Genomic DNA, 23,468 nt, shown 5'->3' with positions numbered 1-23,468 from the left:
TTAATCAGGACTTTAATTTGTTTTTGGCTAATGGCTGTGTACCTTATTTATTTTAGGCAGTACTTTTATAGCTGTTAACGAAGATATTACGGTTTTTAAAGCATCCCCCGGAAGGAATATTATACACCCTGTTTTAAGAATAACCGATGTCGGAAGATTTTTTGCCATGATTTTGTTCAATATAAACGCCATATAGGGCAATCCGAATAGATAAATTACTATGGTTCCCGCAAAGGCAGCAGCCAAAATTCTTTTCTTATTTATTTTTTCTCCCGTATTTGCTATTTTGCCTACTATAAAAGCCGCAAATATAAATCCGATTAAGAATCCGAAGCTGGGTTTTAATACCGACTGAGGGCCTCCCGTAAAGTTGGCGAATATGGGAATACCGATCAAACCTAATATTACATAAATGATTTGGGAAAGAGCAGCTAATTTAGGCCCTAAAATAAGTCCCGACAGAATAACAAACAATGTTTGTAATGTAATAGGTACATCACCTAACGGAATACTGACAAATGCTCCTATAGCAGTTAATCCGGCAAATAAAGCCACTAATGTTATTTCTTTTGAAGATATCTTCATCATGTCATCTCCTTTGTAAACCAATATTTTAAAATAAGTTTACATTAATAATAAATCAATATGGATTTTTTGTCAATAAAATACATGAAAAGTTTGCTAAAAATATATTGACAATTAAGTTATATAATTATATACTGTACATATATTATATATACAGTATATACAAAATAAACAGTTTATTTTAGGAGGATTTCTATGAAAATTATAGTATCCAATTCGTCTAATGAGCCTATATATGAACAAGTTGTCAATCAAATAAAGGAAATGATAATAAAAGGAGAACTGAAGGAGGGAGAAGCTTTGCCTTCAATCAGAGGATTGGCGAGGGATCTCAGTATATCGGTCATTACTACCAAAAGAGCCTATGAGGAATTAGAAAAAGAAGGTTTTATAGAAACCGTTCAAGGGAAAGGCTCCTTTGTAGCATTACAAAACAAGGAACTTATAAAGGAGAAAAAATTACAGATAATAGAAGAAAAGTTGTCCGAAATAGTTAAAGAAAGCAGGCTTTTAGGGATTAGTTATGATGAAATTGAAGAAATGCTGAAAATATTGTTTGAGGAGGAATAATTATGGATTATATTTTAGAGGTAAATAAATTAAAGAAAAATTTTAAAAATTTTACCCTAAATGATATCAGTTTTAAACTGGAATATGGGTATATAATGGGATTTATAGGGCCTAACGGTGCGGGGAAAAGCACTACCATAAAGCTTATAATGAATTTGCTTAAGAAAGACGAAGGAGATATTAAGATTTTTGGAATGGATAATATAAAAGATGAGAAAAAAGTTAAAAACAGGATAGGGTTTGTGTATGATGAAAATTATTATTACGAAACCTTAACCATAAATCAGATGAAAAATATAGTATCAAGTTTTTATAAAAATTGGGATGAAAATCAGTTTAAGCATTATTTAAAAGAATTTGATTTAAATCCGAAATCCAAAATCAAAACATTATCAAAAGGGATGAAGATGAAGTTTTCTCTTGCCATAGCTCTGTCTCATAATGCGGATCTGATACTCATGGATGAGCCTACTTCCGGTCTTGATCCAGTTTTCAGAAGAGATATTCTTGACATCCTTTATAATATAATTCAGAATGAAAAGAGAAGTGTGTTCTTTTCAACTCATATAACTACGGATTTAGAGAAAATAGCTGATTATATAACATTTATAAATAAAGGAAATATAGTATTTTCGAAATCAAAGGATGAAGTCATGGAAAATTATGTCCTGATCAAGGGAGGAACTGATCTCCTTGATAAAGACATAAGAAAAGAATTTATAGGAATTCGTGAAACATCTGTGGGATTCGAGGCTTTGACCAATAATGTTGAAAAGATGAAACAAAAATTCGGAGACAGCATACTTGTAGAAAAGGCAAGTCTTGAAGATATAATGGTTTATACGGTAAGGAGGTAAAAAGATGACGGGATTGATAAAGAAGGATTTAATGCTTGTATTTTCAAGCACATGGGAAAAGATATTTCTGATATTTTATATACCGCTGATGCTCTTTGTAATTGAAGCCAGCCAGACAGAATGGTTGTATTTTATTTTAATCAGCAGTTATTCTTATCTTTTATGTATAACATCATTTACCTATGATGTAAAGGGGAATACTGACAGAATGATTAATTCCCTCCCTGTATCGAGAAAAGAAGTAGTCTTATGTAGGTATATGGAATTGATTATATATTTTATATTTTCAATTATATATGTAGGAATTTATTTGTGGATAATTAATATGTTGGGCTTGTATAATATTGGTTACTTTAATATTTCTATGATTAAGATTGCTTTTCCGACATTATTGATTTCTACGGCAGTTGTTTTTCCCTTTTATTTAAAATTCGAACCAAGAATTGCTCAAATAGCATACATGGCAGTCTATATGGGAATATTTCTTGTTGCTTCTAACAGTGCCGGAGGAAACGGCCTCTTTTCAAATTTAATAGTTGGGAAAGAAATAAGTACAACTGTAATTGCTCTGATAATATGGATTATATCATTGATTTTATCCATCAAATTATATGAAAATAAGGATTTATAAGGGGTGATTATATGATTAATCTGATAATTAAAGATTTAAGGCTTTCTCGTAATGTTAATATATTTGCCGTTATATATGTCTTATTTTTGGCGGCTATGGGATTGACACAGCCTATAAGTGTAGCAGTCCATGTATTGTATATTATGTCCATCTGTATGATTACTTTTGCTGTAATCATATATGTCAACGGATATGACGGCAGAAACAGTACAGAAGCTATTTTAAACAGTTTACCTATCGACAGAGTTGATATTGTTAAAAGTAAATACGCATCTTCGCTGATCTTTGCGGTTTTTAACGGGATAATTATGTATATTTTTACTAATTTAATAAAATTATTTGTAGCGGGGGTTCAAGGAGAGCCCATGGCTTTGTGGGATATATCTATCTCAATAATTATTATTCTCATGTTTTATTCTTTATATTATCCATTTTATTTTAAAATGGGAGAAGGGATGAGGACATTTAATATGATTTTATGGGTTTTCATATTTATATTGCCGTCTATAGTAACAAAGTTAGGAAAAAAATTTCAAGGAACGGCGATTTTAAAGAATATATCCGAAATTGATCCAAATGAGGGCATGTTTATATTTCTGGCTGTTTCAGTAATAGTATATATCATATCTTTAACTATATCTAAAAAATTATATTTAAAAAGAGAATTTTGAAGTAATTTTGCTTGACATTTTATTAATTCCAATGTATACTAAACACAATATAAAAAATCAAGTTTATATGTTTTACAAACAATTCTTATCGAGAGAGGCAGAGGGACTGGCCCGATGAAGCCCGGCAGCCTGAATAATATAGAATATATTATTTAAAGGTGCCAAATCCTGCAAACCATGATGGTTTGAGAGATAAGAAAGTATGCCAGTTAGATTATTAACCTACTTTCTTATTAAGAAAGTAGGTTTTTTAAGTTTGACGGGCATGTCATATATCTAAGGTGAAAGTCCAAAGGGGCGTAGTTACCAACGAACCCGATAGCGACTTGCAAGTTTCACATCGTGAGGTGTGGGAGAGAGGAAGCAATAGCGAAATCGTGGCTTGACGAACAGAAACAGAATATAAGGCGTGAAAGGCGGATAAGTTGGCTTAAGACAATAAAGTCCAAAAAGGTAACCGTAACCCTAAAGCGTAAATTCTGCAAGTAAACGAGGAAAGATATATGGATTAACCCGTGAGGTCTCACGAGCGATACAGTAGTAACAACGAATCATGAGAAGTCAGCAGAGGTCATAGTAGCTAAATAAGTTTTGGCGAAGGACTAAACAATTAAAAAGCACAATACAAAATGGATGTAGCGTGGATAGTCTGATTGATACAGGTGAAAACGTAAAAGGAATCCAAGGTCAATAAATTAAGGCGATTTCCAAGCTAGCGAAAAGGGAGTAGAATGCACATTATGACAACTTTACTGGACAAAATTCTGGACAGACAAAATATGTATCAAGCCTTTAGAAGTGTATGTTCAAACAAAGGCGCAAGTGGAGTTGATGGAATAACTATCAATGAAATTGACGGATATATTAGAGAAAATTGGCAAAGAATTAAAGTCGAGATAGAGGAAAGAAGTTACAGACCACAACCAGTTTTAAGAGTAGAAATTCCAAAACCTAATGGAGGTACCAGAAAGTTAGGAATACCTACAGCCATGGATAGGATAATACAACAGGCAATAGTGCAAGTCTTAAGTCCTATTGCAGAAAAAGAATTCTCAGGAACCAGTTATGGATATAGACCAGGCAGGAACTGTGAAATGGCGGTAGTAAAACTACTGGAATATTTTAACGATGGGTATCTATGGGTAGTAGATATTGACCTGGAAAAATTTTTTGATACTGTTCCGCAAGACAAACTGATGAGTTTGGTACACAATATCATAAATGATCCTGACACTGAGTCATTAATCCGAAAGTTTCTTCAAGCAGGAATAATGGACAAAGGTGAATATCGGCCATCAAAAAGGCAATGGGGATTACAAAAGTTAGGAGTTAACAAGGACCTAGCAAGATTAACCTCATATTGCGGAGACAGGTACTATTTTGTAGCAACAAAAACTTGTGTATCAAGAGCAATTTCTAAGGCTATATTAACCCAAAGAGGATTAATCAGTCCATTAGATTACTATGAGCACAGGCGTAATGTTAGATTTAATTGAACCGCCATATACGGAACCGTATGTACGGTGGTGTGAGAGGGCAATTTATTTTGCCCTACTCGATTTGTGAAAAAGGCTTCTATTGAAGTACTAATAAATTGAAGCGGCCTTTTTTGAAACTAATTTAAGGTTAAGTTTACGTTAAGGTAAAATAGGATTTTCCTATGGGTTATGAAAAGTTAATTTTGATTCTTATCGAGAGAGGCAGAGGGACTGGCCCGATGAAGCCCGGCAGCCTGAATAATATGAAAGTATATTATTTAAAGGTGCCAAATCCTGCAAACCATGATGGTTTGAGAGATAAGAAAGCATGCCAGTTAGATTATTAACCTGCTTTCTTATTAAGAAAGTAGGTTTTTAATTGTGAAAAAGGCTTTTATTGAAGTACTAATAAATTGAAGCGGCCTTTTTTGAAAACCTATTTAAGGTTAAGTTTACATTAAGTTTTCCTATGACTTATAGGTGTGCTTTCGTGTTAATAAAGGGGATGATAAAAATATGTTGTAACGATATTATAAGAAAAATTATTCACAGTAATTTAATAATAAAAGGAGAGATAAGCATGAAAAATAGAATAAGATTAATTTTATTGATATTGGTATTGGCTTTAATGTTTGCAGGTTGCTCAAAAGAAACTTCAAAGGAAGAAAGTGTACCCGAATCCGGTGAAAAATCTTCTGATTCTGCTGAAAAATTGGCTGACAAGCAAGAATTGAACTGGGTTATTTCAAGTGAATTGCCTACTGCAGATTCTGTTAAATCTTATGATACATTGAGTTCTTCCCAAATTGAAATATTTGCAGAAGGTTTATATAAAATTGACGGAGATAATAAAACCGTTCCAGTAGAGGCAGAAGGGGATCCTCAAATCAGTGAAGACGGTTTGGTGTACACTATTAAACTTAAGGATAATTTGAAATGGGCAAACGGAGATCCATTGACCGCTAAAGACTATGTTTTTGCATGGAGACGGTTATTTGCACCGGAAACGGCGGCCCAAAGCGCAAGTACATTTTTCAACATAAAGAATGCCAAAGCAATTAATGAAGGGACAAAAGATCCTTCGGAATTAGGAGTTGAAGCCGTCAGTGATACGGAACTCAAAGTAACCCTTGAATATCCGGATACGTATTTTACATCTTCATTATCATCTGTAAATTTATTTCCTCAGAATGAAGCATTTGCAACATCTAAGGGGGAAGCATACGGAACAACAAGTGAAAATACTTTAGGAAATGGCCCCTTTGTCCTGAAAGACTGGGATGGTACAGGTCTTACATGGAATTATCAAAGGAATGAAAATTATTGGGATAAGGATAATATAAAACTTAATAAAATCAATATTCAGGTTGTTAAAGAAACGGGAACTGGAATTAATCTGTACGAATCAGGAGCTATTGACGCTACATCTTTATCTGGAGATTATATCAGTCAGTATATAAATAATGATGACTTTCTTTCGGTACTTACTCTGACAGATTCTAATCTTGAATTTGGCATAAGTTCAAGCCCCACTCTGCAAAATGAAAATTTCAGAAAGGCAATTTCACTGGCAATCAATAGAGATGAGTTGGTAAACAACATACTTGTCGATGGCTCAAGACCTTTAACGGGAATTATTCCTAAAGGAATTGCGACGAATCCAGATACAGGGAAGGATTTTTCGGATGAAGCAGGTGTCTTGGTAAAAACGGATGTTGAGGAAGCGAAAAAACTGTGGGAAAAGGCTAAAAGCGAATTGGGAGTGGAAAAAGTTGAATTGACGTTAATCACCAGTGATACGGAAGGAGCCAAAAGAACGGGGAATATTTGCAAAGTCAATTAGAGACTAATTTATCGGGACTGACTATTAATTTGAGCAATGTTCCCGCAAAAGTTCGTTTTGAAAAGATGATGGCTTATAATTTTGATTTGGCTCTCGGCGGTTGGACCGGAGATTTTGATCCGGTTAGTTACTTGAATCTGTTTTTCTCAACATATGAACATAATCACGGGCAGTATAAAGACTCCAAATATGACGCGCTAATTACAAAGATTAAAACTGATGATTCAACAGATCCTCAAAAAAGATGGAAGGATTTGCAGGAGGCACAGAAATATATTTTGAGTAAGGCAGTTGTTGCTCCTTTATACCAGGGAGCGTCAAGTTATTTGATAAACCCAAAGGTTAAAGGAATCGTTACTCACAACTTAGGTACTCCATTAGAGATTACCCATGCTTATATTGTTAAATAATATACCAATTAATTTTAGATTATCAGGTAAAGTCTATTTTAAAAATAGACTTTACCTAACTTTAGAAATATGAAATAACAACAAAAAGAAAGGTGCAGATAAATATGAGTAATTTTTTCAGATTTATTTTAAAAAGGGTAGTTTATATGCTGATAACACTTTTTCTTATTAGTTCGTGTACGTTTTTGCTGATGAATTTTTTGCCGGGAACTCCCTATAACAATGAAGCAAAGTTAACAAATAAGCAACGGGAAATTATGAATAAAAGATATGGATTAAATAAACCTTTGGTGAAACGTTATATAATTTATATGTCCGGTGCGGTTCGAGGAGATTTTGGCATTTCGCTACAGTTTGGCGACCAACCGGTCAAGTCCATATTGGCTAAACGCATTGGTCCGTCACTTCAATTAGGGGCACAAGCCATGATTTTGGGAACTACCGTAGGAATTATTTTAGGGACGGTTGCAGCTATGTTTCAAAACAGCTTTATAGATGGGATTGCATCTTTGTCGGCTATTATCGGACGATCTGTTCCCAATTTTGTATTTGCGGTTCTTCTGCAGCTTTTGTTTGCCGTATATTTAAAGTGGTTTCCCATTGCTTTATGGAACGAAGGATTTTTATCAACGGTTCTGCCGACTGTTGCTTTGTCCATTTCACCGATGGCAGATTCTGCTCGTTTTATTCGTACTGAAATGATTGAAGTATTGAATAGTGATTATATTGAGTTGGCAAGGGCGAAAGGGATGAGTGAATGGAGAGTTGCCTTCAAACATGGGTTAAGAAATGCCTTAATTCCATTGATTACAATATTGGGACCTATGTCTGTAAGTTTGATGACCGGGTCGTTGGTAGTTGAAAATATTTTTGCTATTCCGGGCATCGGAGAACAGTTTGTTAAGTCCATTATGACCAATGATTATTCTACAATTATGGCGGTAACCATGCTTTATTCCACATTGCTTGTTACTATAATTTTATTGGTGGATATTCTGTATGGAATTGTTGATCCTCGAATCAGAGTAGGAGGGGGAGAATACTAATGGATGAACTAATAGATAAAAAAGATGAAAATAAAAATTTATATTCCGAAATTCCGTCATCATATTTTACGCCGTTAGATGAAACTTATCACTTTGACAATGAGCGTATAGCTGCACCATCCTTGTCGTTTTATCAGGACGGATGGCGACGTCTGAGAAAAAATAAAGCGGCTGTGGTTTCAATGGTTATTTTATTGCTGATTATATCAATTGAAATTGTTTCTATATGGTATACCCCTCATGATCCCAATTTACAAAATGTTCCTCATGCTAATTTACCTCCCCGTATTCCTCACGTTAATATTAACGGGTTTAACGGGAAGGCCAAGATATCGGGAGAATGGGTTGATAAATATGAACTTGCCCATGTTCCTCATGATGTCAATTATTATTTCGGAACAGATGCTTTTGGCAGAGATTTATTATCCCGGGTATTGGCAGGAACACGGATTTCATTGCTTATCGCTTTAGCTGCGGCTTTTTTTGATTTGTTAATAGGAATAACATATGGATTGGTTTCGGGATGGAAAGGTGATAGTGTGGATATAATCATGCAGCGTATTTTGGAAATAATCTCCGGAATTCCCACGTTGGTCGTGGTGATACTGATGCTTTTATTTATTAGACCGGGAGTGACTTCCATTATTGTTGCCATGGGTTTAACAGGCTGGATTACAATGGCTCGAGTTGTCCGTGCCGAAACATTGAAATTAAAAGATCAGGAGTTTGTGCTTGCTGCCAGGACCCTTGGGGAATCATATTTAAATATTGCAGTCAGTCATATTTTGCCGAATTTGAGTGGCATTATTATAGTTCAGACAATGTTTACTATTCCCAGTGCAATTTTTTTTGAGGCTTTTCTGAGCTTTATTGGGGTTGGAATGCGTGCTCCCAATGCATCATTGGGAACATTGCTAAATGAAGGATATAAGACATTTAGATTTTTGCCTCATCTTATGTGGTTTCCTGCTGCTGCTATTTGCATAATCATGATTACATTTAATTTGTTGGCGGATGGGCTCCGTGATGCATTTGATCCGAGGATGAAAGATTAGGAGGGTTAAGATGAGTGAAAAAATATTAGAAATTAATAATTTGCATGTTTCGTTTCAAACATATGCAGGGAAAGTACAAGCCGTAAGAGGGGTATCTTTAACATTGAATAAAGGAGAAACTTTGGCTCTTGTGGGAGAATCCGGTTCGGGAAAATCCGTGACATGCAGAAGCATTATGGGATTGCTTTCAAAAAATGGCAGTATTGATTGCGGGCAAATAATTTTTGACGGAAAGGATTTATTATCAAAGACCAATAAAGAGATGCAGAATATTCGCGGAAAAGAAATAGCAATGGTTTTTCAAGACCCGATGACTTCTTTAAATCCAACTATGACTGTTGGTAAACAGGTAGCAGAGCCTGTTATTTTACATCAAAAATTGAGTAAATCGGAAGCTATGAAAAAAGCATTGGAATTGTTTCGGTTAGTAGATATTCCTGAACCCGAAAAGCGTTTAAAATATTATCCTCATCAGTTCTCCGGAGGGCAACGACAACGTATTGTAATTGCTATCGCATTAGCTTGCAATCCTAAGATATTAATTGCAGATGAACCGACCACTGCTCTGGATGTGACTATTCAGGCTGAGATTTTAGACTTGATGAAGAGTATTCAAAAGAAAGTAGCGACTTCAATAATATTTGTTACTCATGATTTAGGGGTAGTTGCTAATATTGCAGACAGAGTTGCCGTAATGTATGGAGGTAAGATTGTGGAAATAGGAACTGTTGATGAAATATTTTATAATCCTCAACATCCGTATACTTGGGGATTGCTGCGTTCAATGCCGACATTGGATAACGAGGAGGATAGCTTGTATGCTATTCCTGGAAGTCCGCCAGATCTGTTGGATCCTCCTCAGGGAGATATTTTTGCGCAGCGAAATCAGTATGCTTTAACCGTTGATGCGTATTATGAACCGCCGATGTTTAAAATATCTCAAACTCATTATGCTTCAACATGGCTTTTGGATTCACGGGCTCCTGAAATAAAGATTCCTCAATCTATTGTAGCTCGTCAGCAGTATTTTAAATTTAAAAAACAAAGTTTTAAAGATAAGAGGGGTTAACAAAATGAATACTAACAATGAAATTTTACGAGTTGAAAAATTGAAAGAGTATTTCAGGTCCAATGGTAATAATATTGTAAAAGCAGTGGATAATATTAGTTTTAATATATTTGAAGGTGAGACTTTTGGTTTAGTCGGGGAATCAGGGTGTGGAAAATCAACAACAGGCAGAACTATTATACAATTATATAGACCGACCTCCGGTAAGATTTATTTTAACGGTGTTGATCTTTCTACAATCCATAGCAAGAAAGATTGGCTTCAGTTTCGACGTGATGTACAAATGATATATCAGGACCCTTACGCATCTCTCAATCCACGAAAAAAGGTAAGGGATATTATTGCTGAAGGAATTAAAGTCCATGGATTATCAAAGAATAAAGATGACTGCGATGAACAAGTCAATGAATTACTTATGACTGTTGGCTTAAATTCTGATCATGCAAATAGATATCCTCATGAATTGTCGGGAGGACAACGACAGAGAATAGGAATTGCCAGAGCATTATCGGTACGGCCTAAATTTATTATATGTGACGAACCTATATCGGCTTTGGATGTATCAATACAGGCACAAATCGTAAATCTGCTGAAAAAATTGCAGAAAGAAAAACACTTGACTTATTTGTTTATAGCTCATGATTTATCTATGGTAAAATATATCAGTAATCGTATAGGTGTTATGTATCAAGGTAAACTTGTAGAGCTTGGAAATGCAAAGGAGATCTATCAATTTCCATTGCATCCGTATACGGAAAGCCTTCTGTCGGCTATACCGCTGCCGGATCCGGATTATGAACGGCAACGAAATCGTATTGTTTTTAACAATTTGGTACAAACAGAAACGAGCCAACTTCGTGAAATAATTCCCGGGCATTATGTCTATTGTGATATTGCTGATATCCCTGCTTATCAAAAAAAATACCAACTGTTGTTATCTGATTCAACTAAAGAGGGATAGTTGGAAGAGTCGCCAAAACTAAATGTTTTGACGACTTCCTATGGTTATTTTCTTCTGTTGTTAAGCAACTTCCCTTTTTCATAGTATCCCTTCATTATATTATCCGGAACAAGGCTTCCTCCCGTTGCCCAACATATATGAGTAGAATTTTTCAGATATTCTTCTCCATATTCTTTTGATATAAGAGCAGGTCCCGGGAATCCGGCCAGAGCAGAAGGTTCCAGATATATTTTTTCTTCTTCTGCTAATGCTGCCAAAAATCTATATAATTGGTTGTCTTCAACGGTAAACTCACCGTCTAATATGGGATCCATTATCTTCCCTACAAGACCTGAAGGTCTCCCTACAGCTAATCCATCGGCTTCCGTTTTATTATCCAATCCGAAATCTTTAACGGAGATTTGGTTATGAAGTCCGGTAATAAGTCCTAAAAGCATCGCCGGAGAATGGGTTGGTTCTGCAAAGAAGAGATGAGCATTGTCCTTGTATATGAGCTTTAATCCGTAAGCTATTCCTCCCGGGCCCCCGCCTACGCCGCAAGGGAGATATACAAATAAAGGGTGATCTCTATCCACTGGAATATTCATCTTTTTTAGTTGTTCTCTTAGTCTGAAGGCTCCTACAGCATATCCTAAGAAAAGGTCCTTAGAATTTTCATCATCGATGAACATGCTTTTGGGATCTTCATTAGAAAGTTTTCTTCCTTCTTCTACGGCTTTTGAATAGTCGGAAGAATATTCCACTACATTTACTCCTTTGCTTCTCAATAATTCTTTTTTCCATTGTTTTGCATCGGCAGACATATGAACTTTTACCTTAAATCCTAATTGAGCACTCATTATGCCTATACTTAGGCCTAGATTTCCCGTACTTCCCACCTGTATGGTGTAGTCGGAAAAGAAATTTTTGAATTCATCGCTATAGAATTTGGAATAGTCATCATCTTTTTTTATTAACCCGTTTTTTAATGCCAAATCTTCTGCCCTTTTAAGTACTTCGTATATCCCGCCCCTTGCTTTTATGGAACCTGCGATGGGAAGCTGGTTGTCACATTTTATATACAATTTTCCGTATATTTTTTCTTTTATATCCTCTTCCGCTCTGCTTTTCATTTTAGGGATCTCAATTAATGGGGATTCAATGATTCCATTAGTTGATTTAGTTTCCGGAAATGCCTTAATTAAATAAGGAGCAAACCTTTTTAATCTTTCTTCCGCATCTTTTATTTCTTCCTCTTTTATCTCTAAAGCATCTGATATCTCACTGAAATTTTTTTTATGAGAATTGATCCAAAGTACCTTCTTAAGAGTTTTTATATTTTTAACGGTTTCCAGGTATTCCTTTGGAATCTCAATACTGTTTTCCATCACTACCACCCTTTCTTATCTATATAATTATATAATACCACAAAAATTATATAAATAATTGTATATCGGATTCCAAAGCATTTTTTAAATATTCTTCGGCAGTGATTATTTTTACCTCCTTCAAGAGTTCATCTTCCTTAAAGCCCATTATCTCTAAGGAAAGTTTACAACCGTATAGTTTGACACCCTTTTTTATGGCTCCATTTAAAAAATCGACGATAGAAGGTGTATCATTTTCTTCCATCATCTCCAACAACATTTTTTTCCCCACTCCGGCAAAATTCATCTTTGATAAAGGAGATTCTTCTATTCCTTTGGGAGTAAGATTGGCAAACATCTTTTCATAGGCACTTTTATCTTCATCGCTTATTTTTTTAGGATCTCTGACAAGGCATAACCCCCAGAATGTAAAAAACATGGTTACATCTATTCCCATTTGTTTTCCTGAGTTGGCAAGAATAAGAGCTGCTAATGCCTTATCATATTCACCGCTGAACATAAGGATATTCATTTTTTTGTTCATAAAAAAGCCTCCTTTTTACTATTTTTAGTAATAAAGGAGGTTTTTATACTTGCCCTTGTAGTATTGTATATTAGAACTTATTTCAGTTAAAAAATCTATAAGAATATCTACTTCTTCATAAGTATTGTATAACCCAAAACTTATTCTTACTATTCCAGGTCGGGAAATATAGGAATTCGGTAAAATATTAAGAAGTCTTTGCACATAAGGTTGAGCACAAAAGCAGCCGTTTCTTACTGATATTCCCCTTTCTTCCGATAAAATTCTCGCAAGGATTTCATGAGGTATTCCTTCTATGTTAAATGGTATTATGGAAATTTTATTATTAAAATCTAAGTCACAATAAAGGATTATATGAGGAATATTTTTCATTTTCGTAATACAGTAGTAAGTAAGGTTTAATTCATAATTATCGATATTCTCCATTCCTAAAGATTCAAGGGTTTTTATACTGTTTGACAAGGCTACTGCTCCCATTACATTTGGAGTGCCTGCTTCTTCTTTTTCTGGAGGCTCTGTCCAGAATACAGAATCATCTGATACAAAAGAAATTGTTCCTCCCCCGGGGTATTCCGGACTGCCTTTTTCAAACAATTTTTTCGGACCAATAAGTACTCCTGTTCCAAAAGGAGCATACATTTTGTGGGCAGAAAAGGTCAGATAGTCAATGTGTTCTAAGGAATCAGAACTTTTCATGTCTATAGGGTGATGAGGCACAAGCTGTGCTCCGTCAACCAATATTTTTCCTCCTTGATCATGTACTAATCTTGCAATTTCATGGATAGGATTTGTATACCCTGTGACATTAGATGCTCCCGTTATTGCCATTAATTTTATTTTGCCCCTGTATCTTTTGAGCTTTTCATTTAAATCATATATGGAGAGTCTTCCGCATTTATCTGTTTCTACATATTCGGTAGGGTATTTTAACCTCCAAGGGAGAAGATTTGAATGATGTTCCATACGTGTTGTTAAGACTATTCCGCCTTCTATTTCTTCCTTAATTCTATAAGATAATTTGTTTATACATTCAGTAGTATTTTTTAAAAATATAACTGTATCATTATCCTTATCCCCATTAACAAAATTCAGCACATCATTTCTTGCTTGATCATAATATTCAGAAGAAATTTCGGATTTGTATCCCGTACCTCGATGAATTGAAGAATACCAAGGAGAAAAGCTATTGATTTCTTTCATCACAGAACGGAAAGGGGGAGTAGTGGCGGCATTGTCAAAATTGATGGGAGTAGTATAGATGTCATTATTTAAAGGAATTTTTACATTTAGCCCATGAACCAAATTTCTATACACAATATCACCTTCTTTTCTCTGTAATATTATATTTAATATAATATTAATTGTGATAAGGATAGAGTAAAATTATTTCTGTATATGTATAGAAATATTGAATATTTATGATAAAATAATATATATAAGGTTTACTTGGAGGAAAATATATGGAGAAAGTTAATAAAAAAAGTTTGTATGCGGATATTTCAATGATAGTTGTAGCACTAATCTGGGGAAGCAGTTTTGTAGTAACCAAAAATGTATTGGATCATATAACTCCTTTGTATATGCTTGCTTTTAGATTTATAATTGCCTCTGCTTTATTAATTTTAATTTTTTTCAAGAAAGTTAAAAAAACTAAGAGGGATGATTTAACGGCAGGATTTATAATAGGAATATTTCTTTTTTTGGCTTTTTTGGCTCAAACTGTCGGAATTGAATATACTACGGCAGGAAAAAATGCTTTCATTACTGCAAGCAATGTGGTAATAGTTCCATTTTTGTACTGGCTGACAAGCAGAAAGAAACCTAATATTTATGAAGTTATAGGAGCAATATTATGCTTTGTAGGCATAGGGGTACTGAGTCTCGATGCGAATTTAACTATGGGCTTGGGAGATTTGCTTACACTGATAGGTGGTTTTTTTTATGCCTGCCATATTGTATCGGTAGGATATTATTCTAAAAAACATGACCCTATACTTCTTACAATATTTCAATTTTCAGTTACGGCAATTTTATCTTTAATTTTTGCATTAATTTTTGAGCCGAAGGTTTCGTCGGTTACAGGAGAAATGATTTTTCCGATAGTTTATTTAGCATTATTTAGTACATTAATAGGTTTTTTGATTCAAAATGTGGCTCAGAAATATACGTCTTCTACTCATGCCGCTATTATACTTAGTATGGAATCGGTATTCGGAAATATATTCTCCATTATATTTTTAAAGGAAGCACTTTCTGTAAGACTTTTTATAGGATGTTTATTAATATTGATTTCCGTTATTACAACGGAAACTAAATGGAGTTTCTTGAGAAAAGAAATTGCGGAAAAATAGTGGCATTGCCACTATTTTTCTGTATTTTTACGATAATTTGCCATTATTTCCGCGAATATTTCGCCACAGGATGGTGGAGTATAGGTAATTGCATTGGCTCCGGCTTCTATGGTTTCTAAAATCGATTCTTCCGTCGGACCTCCCGTAGCAATTATGGGGAGTTCTCTTGAATAGTCATTTCTGATCTTTTTAACAATTTTAGCTGTTTCAGCACCGCCGGAAACATTTAATATTCTTGCTCCGGCTTCAATTTTTCTTTTATAATCATCATATTCCGATACTATGGTACATATTATTGGGATATCTATTGTATTGAACATCGCACTTATTACTTCAATACTTGTAGGAGCATTTACTACTACACCATAGGCACCCATCAGCTCTGCCTGCCATGCTATAGCAATGGATCTTTTTCCTGTGGTAATTCCACCTCCTACACCTACGAACACAGGTACCGGAGCAACCTCTAATAATGCCTGAGTGATAGAAAGCTGAGGAGTAAATGGATATACTGCTATTATGGAATTAGCATTGGTATTTTTGATTATAGCAATATCTGTTGAGAATAAAAGAGACTTTATTCTGGTGCCTAATACTTTAATTCCACTTGCCTTGTATATTACCGGAGGAACTTCAATGATTTTACTTCTAAGTTTTGATTTTACTTCTGGGATGAATTTTTCCATTTCTATACCTCCCATCTAAATGAATAAGTAAGTTTATCTAATTATAAATACCCTAAATTATATTTAAATAAACTTATTTATAGATAAATTATTCTTCTGAAATTTTATTAAGTTCATAGGAATATCCTATTTCATCTTAATTACTTTCAATATAAAATGAGTTTTGAAAATGGCTTTCTTGATTTGTGCTGAAATAGCATAATCGAATTGAAATTTTCAAAGGAATATAATATTATATGATTATGAGGATATAACAAACAGACGGTTTATTTTAATTTATAAATGTAAGGGGTGATGAATTGAATTCATTTTATTTAAAAATTATTGCTATTATAACTATGCTTATTGATCACATAGGGGCAGTGCTTTTTCCCGATATGATATGGCTTAGGATGATAGGAAGATTAGCTTTTCCTATATTTGCTTATCTCATTTCAGAAGGCTATTTTAAGACGAAAGATGTGAAAAAATACATGTTGAGGCTTTTTATATTTGCACTTATTTCTCAGATTCCGTTTTATTTTGCTTTCAGAGAAGGATTTTATTTGAATGTTTTTTTCACTTTATTTTTAGGACTGTATGCTATTTACAAATATGATCAGACCAAAAATTACTGGGTAGTATTTGGAGTAGGAATGTTGGCTTATTTTTTAAATACTGATTATAATATATACGGAATAATCATGATTTTTTTGTTTTATAAGTTCCACGATAATTTTAAAAGGATGGCTGTCAGCCAGGTCTGGTTAAACCTTCTTTATTTAGGGATTCCTATTTTAGTGATGTTTTTAAGAGGCGGGAAGATGACACCTTCAATGATTGGATATCAGCTTATACAGGGATTATGTTTAATTTCCTTGATCTTTATAAATTATTATAATGGAGAAAAGGGATATAGTTTGAAATATGTGTTTTATTCATTTTACCCGGTACATTTAGGAGTGCTGGCATTGATAAGTTATTTAAAATAAGATAGATAAAAGATATTCTAAATAATATTTTGTAAATATAAAAAGAAATAAAGCATGTTTGTCGAAATATATAAGGGATAAAAATTTTTATGTTTAAATGCCCGGGGGTGAAGGTGTGACAAAAGATGAGCTGGAGTATATAATCCCTTTTAAAAATTTAGATGATTTGTTCAATTGTTACAGCAATATATTTAAAAAATCTTTTTTATTGGTAGATGAATCTGGGAATATATTAGTTAGATCAGGTGTAATCGAAGATTATAAAAAGGCCCTTTTATTTAATCTGAATAAAATAAATGAGGAAAAAGAAAAAAATGTAAGTATCTTGTTTAAGAACAAAGAAGACGCAATAATAGTTTTGCCTCTATTTGAAAATTACAAACATTTTGCCACTCTTATATCAGGAATTTTTGATGTAAAGGATTTAAAGAAGGAAATAAGAGCTCAGCTTAAGGGAAAAGAAAACTATTTTTGTTATGCTGATCATAAAGAAGCATTGTTTGAAAAAGAGAACGATAGGTTATTACTATGTATATTGGATAATATGAGTTCTATTATTATAGATATTTATAAGAACAGTACGAAGTTAAAAAAATTAGAAAAAATTGAAGACAAACTTTTTTCTTGGAGTTCAAGACCTAAGAGCTTTACGACTGCTGAAACATATAAAGAGGGAGACAGTTTTGAACTAAAAATTAAAGAAAACCTTGCAGATGCTATAAAAAATGAGGAATTTGTTCTTTTTTATCAGCCGGTAGTTGATATGAAAACAGGAAGAATATCTTCTTTGGAAGCATTAGTCAGATGGAACAGCCCGATCTTCGGATTCATGCCGCCGTTAGAATTTATTCCTATCTGTGAAAAAACAGGATTGATAAAACCTTTAGGGAATTGGATATTGAACCGGGCAATGGAAGATGGGAAAAAGATTTGTGAAAATTTAGAATATCCCATGGATATAGCGGTGAATGTTTCAGCCGTACAGTTTGAAGGTGAGGATTTTGTTTCCGTAGTAAAGAAGAATTTGGAAGAAACGAAATTTGATCCCACTCGTTTGTATATAGAGATAACGGAAAGTTCTCTTATACTTTCCCTGGATAATATATTAAATATCCTTAAGGAATTAAAGAATATGGGAATAAGAATTCTTCTTGATGATTTCGGAACGGGTTATTCATCTTTAAATTATCTTGAGAACTTGCCTATTGACGGAGTAAAAATAGATAAATCTTTTATAAGCAAAATTGAAGAGGTTAATTATAAAAAATCTATTTTAAGTTCAATTATATCCTTAGTTAAAAAGATGAATTTAGATGCCATTGTAGAAGGCGTAGAAGAAGAAAGCCAGCTTCGATATTTGGAAGAGTGCAGCTGTACAAAAGTTCAAGGATATCTATTCAGTAAGCCTATACCTATAACTGAATTGCATACCTTGTTTGATAAAAAAATTATTATATAAAAAATAGCTACCTTTGACATATGAAGTGCACCTTCAAATGTTAGACGAAAATCTAATGTTTGAAGGTGTATTTTTTATAACCCATAGGAAAATATTAAAAAAAATATACTTGAAAAAGTGTACCTATAGTTGTATTATGTATATAGATACAATAATAAAAATCTATATAATGTACCGGTACAGTACTGATAATAAAATGGGGAGATGGATGAGGTGAAGAATGACAGACTTATTTTAATTACAAGGTATGCAGTAATGCTTGCTATTACCGTTGTTATGACTATGATTATACATATTCCTATATTGGGAACCAAAGGATATTTAAATTTGGGAGATATGGTGGTGTTTTTGGCGGCTGTTATGTTTGGGAAAAAGGGAGGATTTGTAGTTGGCGGACTGGGATCGGCTCTCGCCGATATTCTGCTGGGATATAGCTATTATGCTCCAATTACTTTTGTGGTAAAGGGATTGGAGGGATTTTTCTGTGCGGCATTATTGGAAACAAAAACGGGAAAGAAATTACCTTTTTTGCCCATGATCATAGGTGGTATATGGATGGCATTGGGATACTATATAGCAGAGATATTTATGTATGGAGCAAAGGCTGCTCTCATATCCATGCCTGCCAACTTGATTCAGGGAGTAGTAGGTGCAGTGCTGGCAATAGCACTTAAAACCGCTTTGAAAAAAACGAGGATATTTAATTTATAAAAAGGGAGATATTTACTCTTCCTTTTTATTATGTTATTTATACTAAATAACATAATTTTTCTGAATAATTATGTTATAATTTTATTATTAGGAATAATGTGATAATGGTAATAATAAGGACGAAAGAACACAAGGAAAAGGGTTTATTATATAAATATGTGAAAAATTTTATATATAATCAGGTTTATATCTAATATAAAGACTTTATTTTAATACTAAATGATATGATTTTTTTCATGAAACAGTCCAAGATATCCTGAATGGATGTTATCCATCTATTTAATAAACAATGCTTTCTTTAAAGGGTGATAACGATGAATAGAATTGATAGAGTCGGTGAAAAAATAAAAACATTATCCTCAAAAGTTAGAAAAAGTGATATATTTGATCGAAAAAATGTTGGTTACTCTGCAGGCTATATTGCTGAATTAATAGGTTCTCAGAGGAATAATATTACAACCGATTTAAACAATCTTTACAAAGAAGGTAAATTAATAAAGATTTCTGGCAAACCTGTACTTTTTTTTGACAGAGAAACGTTTGAAAAAATGTTTAGTGTAAAGCTTCAGGGTAACAGCCTTTGCTGTAAAAATTTAAATGAGTTCATAAATGATAAGCATAAAGTTAAAGAAGAGAAATACAATGATATATTTCAAAATATCATAGGAAGTGAGGGAAGCCTTTCTATAGCTATAAAGCAGGCAAAAGCGGCTATACTTTATCCGCCCCAAGGTCTTCACACCATAATATTTGGGGAAACCGGTGTAGGAAAAAGCATGTTTGCAGAAGCAATGTATAAATATGGTAAGTCTGAAGGCATATTTAACAGTAATTCTCCTTTTGTTGTTTTTAATTGTGCTGATTATGCAAATAATCCTCAACTTTTGTTATCTCAACTTTTTGGATATAGTAAGGGTTCTTTTACTGGCGCGGAAACGGAAAAACCAGGGCTTATTGAAATTGCAGATGGAGGAGTACTGTTACTGGATGAAGTTCATAGACTTCCACCTGAAGGTCAAGAGATGTTGTTTACTTTTATAGATAAGGGTATATTCAGGAGGATGGGTGAAATTAATAATGAAAGAACTGCAAAGGTATTGATAATTGCAGCAACTACTGAAAATCCAGATTCAAGTCTTTTGAAAACATTTACGAGAAGAATACCTATGTCCATAGAACTTCCACCATTAAGAGAGAGAAAGCTTAGTGAAAGATTTGGAATAATTAAGAGATTTTTTATTGCGGAAGCAGTTAGACTAAATAATAATATTATTGTGGACAAGGATGTGTTCGAAGCTTTACTTACCTATAACCCTGTAGGAAATGTTGGACAGATCAAAAGTGATATTCAGCTTTCAATAGCGAGAGCTTTTCTGGAGTTTAGTATTAAAAAACTTAGTAATGTATTTGTAACTATTGATTTTGTACCTGAATACATAAAAAATGGATTGCTCAGTCTTGATAAAGAAACAAGGTTACGTCTTAACAAAATGCTCGTTGATAGCCAATATAGTTTCAATTCAGATTCATTATCCGAAGTCACCATACAAGAACCTAAATATGATTTTATCAAATATTTTTATGAAAAAATGAACTTGAAGCTTGATAGCGAAGTTAATATACAGAAAACCTTTAGAGATTTTACTCAAATTGTTAGTCACGATATGTATTCGGCAAATAAAATTTTCGACTTTATTGATGATGATGTAATTGATATAGTAAACGTGATGTCTGATGTTATATATGAAGAGCTTGGAGTCACGCTTAGCAGAAGCATATACTACAGCCTTGCCTTACATTTTATATATACTATAAAATATGACTTAAGAAATATAGATTATATGAGTATTCCAAATGATGAGAAGATAAAAATAAAATATTCCGATGAATATAGGACATCAAGAAGGATTATAAAAAAGATTGAAAAGGAGTTTGGAATATGCTGCCCTGAATATGAAGAATATTTTCTTACAATTGTTTTAAGTTCTCTTAAGGAAAATAAAAATGAAAATCATGTAGGAATTCTTGTCATAGTTCATGGGGAGGCGACTGCTTCAAATTTTGCCGGTGTAGCCAATGAACTTCTTGGAACAAATATTGTAAACTCAATAGATATGCCTTTGAATGAAAAACCAGATGATATTTTATTAAAAGCCATTGATATGGTGAAAAAGATAGATCAGGGGAAAGGGGTATTACTTTTAGTAGATATGGGTTCTCTCGTAACTTTTAGCAGTATAATACATGAGAAAACAGGCGTTGATGTACGTGTCCTTGATAATATAAGTACCCTTACAGTAATTGAGGCTGCTCGAAAAGCATTGATACCAAATTTGGATATTGAAAGTATAATAAGTTCTCTTATAAATATGAATCAGACATTAAATGAAAGACTTAGAAGAAGAATCGAAGAAGAATCCAACAAGGATATTAAAAAAGTAATATATACTGTATGTGCTTCTGGACAGGGCACGGCATTTTATCTTGAGGATAGTATTAAAAAAATATTAACTGAAAATCACATATATAATGTAAAAGTTATACCTCTTAGCTTAGCAAACAATAAACAATTTAGAGAGGTAATTGCCGATACTGCAAAGGATAAGTATATTGTGGCTATTGTTGGAAGTATTGATCCAATGATAGAAGAATATCCGTTTATTTCTCTTCAGGAAATTATAATGAATAATGGATTGAAAAAACTTCTTAAACTTGTGAATCCAGATATTTCATTATATAATGACGAAGAGTGCATACATAAAATAAATAAGGAAATAGTTTGGAAGGCAACAACCGAGGTGATAGAAAAATATCTTCAATTTTTATCAGCGGAGAAGGTACTTCCGTATGTTAGAGATTTTATTTCTACACTTGAAAATAAAATATATACCAATTTAAAAGAGAGCATTATAGTTAGAATATATATTCATATTGCATGTATGATAGAGCGGATTCTTTTTAAAAGAGATCATCTTAATGCAGGAGTGGATATAAAAGAATACATGATAGAAAATGAGTCATTATGGAGAGCTGTCAAGGATTCCATCAATAAAATACAAGAAGTATTTAATTTAGATATTTTAGATGATGAAATTTATTATATAGTGGAATTATTAAAGGATGAGAATGCAGTATAACTGCATTGGTTAAACTGCATTAACAGCATTAATGTGCATTATTTATCGAAGATAGAGGGTATTAGAATAGGTTACTATCCTATTTTTAATGCCCTCTATTTTTAATGTTTTAGTTGGTATAATTTTTGCAATTATTCTAAAGTAAATAAAAAAATGTACAAGGTGGGAAAGATCTATGAATAAAGAAATGGTTGGAATAATATTGATAAGTCATGGTTATTTTGCACGAGAAGCATTAAAAAGTGCTGAAATGATTGTTGGACGTCAAGAAAAGATTAAGGCAATATCTGTAGTACCAGGTATGGATTTAAATGAAACAGTTAACAAGTTAAAACAGGCAGTTAATGAGGTGAAAGAAAATGCAGGAGCAATTATTATGACAGATATTATTGGGGGGACACCTTCCAATGCATCAAGCATATTAACTGCATCATTAAATAATATATTAGTGATATCAGGATTTAACATGCCTATGCTTTTAGAAATTTTAACTTCAAGAAATAAAAATATTGCTGAAATTTCTGAAAATATATGTAATGTTGGTAAACAAGGTATTGTTGATATAACAAATAAAATAAAAAGTTCATTGAAGTAATTTGAGGAGGTGTTAAGATGTCTATTAAGATTGTCCGTATTGATGATAGACTAATTCATGGACAAGTAGTAACTACATGGGTTAAACAATATGGAATTGAACAGATTATTATAGTAAATGACTTAATAGCTAGGGATCAAGTACAAATGGCCGTAATGCAACTTGCAGGGCCTACAGGTGTAAAAATTGTGCCTCTTACTGTAGAAAAATTTATTAATGCCTATAATTCAAATCCAATTAAAAGATCTACTATGCTTATATTTACAAATCCTGCAGATGTAGAAAAGACTCTTGAAGGAGGTGTTAAGATTCCTTTTCTCAATGTAGGAGGAATGAAGTTTATATCCGGAAAAACTTGGATTACAAAAGCAGTTTCTATTGATGAATCAGACAAGAATGCATTTAAAAAAATAATGGAAAGGGGGATTGATGTACAAATTCAGATGTTACCTAATGATAAACAAATTTCAATGAAGAAGTTGATAAAATAAA

Annotated in this window: 23 protein-coding genes, 1 pseudogene and 2 riboswitches; of the genes and pseudogenes, 19 read left to right on the top strand and 5 right to left on the bottom strand. The window is 33.2% G+C overall.

Translation table 11 applies throughout. The annotated features are described in order from the left end of the window. Window positions 1–27: 27 nt before the first annotated feature. Window positions 28–585 carry a biotin transporter BioY gene (locus EQM13_RS16615; protein WP_071139286.1) on the bottom strand — a complete coding sequence of 186 codons (558 nt, stop codon included), beginning with the start codon at window positions 583–585 and terminating at the stop codon, window positions 28–30. A gap of 195 nt (window positions 586–780) precedes the next feature. On the opposite strand from EQM13_RS16615, the gene EQM13_RS16610 reads away from it, so the two are divergent. The 11 genes from EQM13_RS16610 (at window position 781) to EQM13_RS16560 (ending at window position 11,176) form a co-directional block, all read left to right on the top strand. Further along, the gene (locus EQM13_RS16610; RefSeq protein ID WP_071139285.1) at window positions 781–1,155 is read left to right on the top strand and encodes a GntR family transcriptional regulator; all 375 of its coding nucleotides are present in this window, start codon (window positions 781–783) and stop codon (window positions 1,153–1,155) included. Between the two features lie 2 nt (window positions 1,156–1,157). Continuing rightward, entirely contained in the window at window positions 1,158–2,012 is an 855-nt protein-coding gene (locus EQM13_RS16605; protein WP_071139284.1) for an ABC transporter ATP-binding protein, read from the top strand. 4 nt (window positions 2,013–2,016) lie between these two features. Further along, entirely contained in the window at window positions 2,017–2,643 is a 627-nt protein-coding gene (locus EQM13_RS16600; RefSeq protein WP_071139283.1) for an ABC-2 transporter permease, read from the top strand. Window positions 2,644–2,654: 11 nt separating this feature from the next. Then, a complete protein-coding gene (locus tag EQM13_RS16595; RefSeq protein WP_128753286.1) occupies window positions 2,655–3,314 on the top strand; it encodes an ABC-2 transporter permease in 660 nt (219 codons plus the stop codon). An 82-nt stretch (window positions 3,315–3,396) separates the two neighbouring features. Next, window positions 3,397–3,513, top strand: a riboswitch (SAM riboswitch). A gap of 541 nt (window positions 3,514–4,054) precedes the next feature. Further along, the gene (locus EQM13_RS16590; protein ID WP_128753285.1) at window positions 4,055–4,810 is read left to right on the top strand and encodes a reverse transcriptase domain-containing protein; all 756 of its coding nucleotides are present in this window, start codon (window positions 4,055–4,057) and stop codon (window positions 4,808–4,810) included. 189 nt (window positions 4,811–4,999) lie between these two features. Beyond that, window positions 5,000–5,117: riboswitch (SAM riboswitch) on the top strand. A gap of 255 nt (window positions 5,118–5,372) precedes the next feature. After that, a complete protein-coding gene (locus tag EQM13_RS16585) occupies window positions 5,373–6,635 on the top strand; it encodes a peptide ABC transporter substrate-binding protein (RefSeq protein ID WP_161567292.1) in 1,263 nt (420 codons plus the stop codon). Beyond that, window positions 6,620–7,045 carry a periplasmic substrate-binding domain-containing protein gene (locus tag EQM13_RS16580; RefSeq protein ID WP_128753283.1) on the top strand — a complete coding sequence of 142 codons (426 nt, stop codon included), beginning with the start codon at window positions 6,620–6,622 and terminating at the stop codon, window positions 7,043–7,045. The genes EQM13_RS16585 and EQM13_RS16580 overlap by 16 nt, the downstream gene beginning before the upstream one ends. A 104-nt stretch (window positions 7,046–7,149) precedes the next feature. Beyond that, window positions 7,150–8,091: an oligopeptide ABC transporter permease gene (gene opp3b, locus EQM13_RS16575; RefSeq protein ID WP_071139275.1), complete on the top strand. Its 942-nt coding sequence runs from the start codon at window positions 7,150–7,152 to the stop codon at window positions 8,089–8,091. Further along, window positions 8,091–9,146: an ABC transporter permease gene (locus EQM13_RS16570; protein WP_128753282.1), complete on the top strand. Its 1,056-nt coding sequence runs from the start codon at window positions 8,091–8,093 to the stop codon at window positions 9,144–9,146. Before opp3b ends, EQM13_RS16570 begins: the two co-directional genes overlap by 1 nt. 10 nt (window positions 9,147–9,156) lie before the next feature. Further along, complete coding sequence (locus EQM13_RS16565; RefSeq protein ID WP_114218687.1) at window positions 9,157–10,215, top strand: ABC transporter ATP-binding protein; 1,059 nt, start codon at window positions 9,157–9,159, stop codon at window positions 10,213–10,215. 4 nt (window positions 10,216–10,219) lie between these two features. Continuing rightward, window positions 10,220–11,176, top strand: coding sequence for an ABC transporter ATP-binding protein (locus EQM13_RS16560; protein WP_071139272.1), 957 nt, complete (start codon window positions 10,220–10,222; stop codon window positions 11,174–11,176). A 44-nt stretch (window positions 11,177–11,220) separates the two neighbouring features. Here the strand turns inward: EQM13_RS16560 and EQM13_RS16555 are convergent, their stop codons facing one another. Genes EQM13_RS16555 through EQM13_RS16545 form a run of 3 tightly spaced genes read right to left on the bottom strand, consistent with a single transcriptional unit; the run spans window position 11,221 to window position 14,380 of the window. Further along, window positions 11,221–12,543: a D-serine ammonia-lyase gene (locus EQM13_RS16555; RefSeq protein WP_128753281.1), complete on the bottom strand. Its 1,323-nt coding sequence runs from the start codon at window positions 12,541–12,543 to the stop codon at window positions 11,221–11,223. Window positions 12,544–12,589: 46 nt separating this feature from the next. Continuing rightward, window positions 12,590–13,066, bottom strand: coding sequence for a DsrE/DsrF/DrsH-like family protein (locus tag EQM13_RS16550; protein ID WP_071139270.1), 477 nt, complete (start codon window positions 13,064–13,066; stop codon window positions 12,590–12,592). Window positions 13,067–13,090: 24 nt separating this feature from the next. Then, entirely contained in the window at window positions 13,091–14,380 is a 1,290-nt protein-coding gene (locus EQM13_RS16545) for an aminotransferase class V-fold PLP-dependent enzyme (RefSeq protein ID WP_083381789.1), read from the bottom strand. A gap of 146 nt (window positions 14,381–14,526) precedes the next feature. Between EQM13_RS16545 and EQM13_RS16540 the strand changes: the two genes are divergently transcribed. Continuing rightward, the gene (locus EQM13_RS16540) at window positions 14,527–15,417 is read left to right on the top strand and encodes a DMT family transporter (protein WP_071139268.1); all 891 of its coding nucleotides are present in this window, start codon (window positions 14,527–14,529) and stop codon (window positions 15,415–15,417) included. Between the two features lie 11 nt (window positions 15,418–15,428). On the opposite strand, the gene EQM13_RS16535 is transcribed toward EQM13_RS16540, so the two are convergent. After that, window positions 15,429–16,103, bottom strand: coding sequence for a hydrolase (locus EQM13_RS16535; protein WP_071139267.1), 675 nt, complete (start codon window positions 16,101–16,103; stop codon window positions 15,429–15,431). Window positions 16,104–16,402: 299 nt separating this feature from the next. Here EQM13_RS16535 and EQM13_RS16530 point away from each other — a divergent pair, with 299 nt between their 5' ends. From EQM13_RS16530 to EQM13_RS16500, 7 genes and pseudogenes are all read left to right on the top strand, one after another. Then, a complete protein-coding gene (locus EQM13_RS16530; RefSeq protein ID WP_206172736.1) occupies window positions 16,403–17,074 on the top strand; it encodes a TraX family protein in 672 nt (223 codons plus the stop codon). A gap of 115 nt (window positions 17,075–17,189) precedes the next feature. Then, window positions 17,190–18,533, top strand: a complete 1,344-nt coding sequence (locus EQM13_RS16525) for a putative bifunctional diguanylate cyclase/phosphodiesterase (protein WP_071139265.1) — start codon at window positions 17,190–17,192, stop codon at window positions 18,531–18,533. A gap of 213 nt (window positions 18,534–18,746) precedes the next feature. Further along, complete coding sequence (locus EQM13_RS16520; RefSeq protein ID WP_240662956.1) at window positions 18,747–19,244, top strand: ECF transporter S component; 498 nt, start codon at window positions 18,747–18,749, stop codon at window positions 19,242–19,244. A gap of 314 nt (window positions 19,245–19,558) precedes the next feature. Beyond that, on the top strand, window positions 19,559–22,381 hold the full coding sequence (locus tag EQM13_RS16515; protein ID WP_128753279.1) for a sigma 54-interacting transcriptional regulator: 2,823 nt from the start codon (window positions 19,559–19,561) through the stop codon (window positions 22,379–22,381). Between the two features lie 138 nt (window positions 22,382–22,519). Then, window positions 22,520–22,564: pseudogene (locus EQM13_RS19075) on the top strand (KxYKxGKxW signal peptide domain-containing protein); the annotation flags it as partial. Next, window positions 22,557–22,976 (top strand): PTS sugar transporter subunit IIA, encoded by a 420-nt coding sequence (locus tag EQM13_RS16505; RefSeq protein ID WP_128753278.1) that lies wholly within the window; start codon window positions 22,557–22,559, stop codon window positions 22,974–22,976. The pseudogene EQM13_RS19075 and the gene EQM13_RS16505, both read left to right, overlap by 8 nt. Before the next feature lie 17 nt (window positions 22,977–22,993). Continuing rightward, window positions 22,994–23,467 (top strand): PTS system mannose/fructose/N-acetylgalactosamine-transporter subunit IIB, encoded by a 474-nt coding sequence (locus EQM13_RS16500; RefSeq protein ID WP_128753277.1) that lies wholly within the window; start codon window positions 22,994–22,996, stop codon window positions 23,465–23,467. Window position 23,468: the final 1 nt, after the last annotated feature.

This window comes from Acidilutibacter cellobiosedens (assembly GCF_004103715.1).
Classification (GTDB): domain Bacteria; phylum Bacillota; class Clostridia; order Tissierellales; family Acidilutibacteraceae; genus Acidilutibacter; species Acidilutibacter cellobiosedens.
This window is presented reverse-complemented; position numbering and strand designations above follow the sequence as displayed.